Source organism: Rhodovulum viride, assembly GCF_003265965.1.
Taxonomy (GTDB): domain Bacteria; phylum Pseudomonadota; class Alphaproteobacteria; order Rhodobacterales; family Rhodobacteraceae; genus Rhodovulum; species Rhodovulum kholense.
Genome location: NZ_MUAV01000217.1, coordinates 1 through 359, shown reverse-complemented (window position 1 = coordinate 359; position 359 = coordinate 1). Strand labels below are relative to the sequence as shown.

The 359-nt window shown below is 76.0% G+C and carries 1 protein-coding gene; it reads left to right on the top strand.

The genetic code is table 11. From position 1 onward, the window contains the following. Window positions 1–311 (top strand): hypothetical protein (locus BYZ73_RS23290; protein ID WP_112317620.1); only part of this gene is annotated, 311 nt, incomplete at its 5' end. Window positions 312–359 lie beyond the last annotated feature (48 nt).

The following is a 359-nucleotide window of genomic DNA, read 5'->3' as shown; positions in this document are numbered from 1 at the left end:
TCCGCCGCGCTTACGGGCGCTACAACCGCGGCGAGGTGGCGGGGTTCGCGCCCGCGCTGGCCGCCAGGCTGACCCGGGGCGAGGACCCGGTCGCGACGGTCTTCGACCGGGCGGCCGAGGCGCAGCTGGCCGCGGCGGCCGATCCGGGCGAGATCGAGGCGAAGGCCGCCGATCTGGCCGCCCGCGAGGCGGCGCTGGCCGAACGCGAGGCCGCCCTGGCCCAGGCCGAGGCCAAGGCCCAGACGGGCGCGCCGCCGAAGCAGGGCAAAGCGCCCGACAAGGCCCCCGACAAGGAATCGGCCGGGGCATGATCCTGGCCGAGATCCCGCCGCTCGGTGTCAGTGTCGAGGCGTATAAAC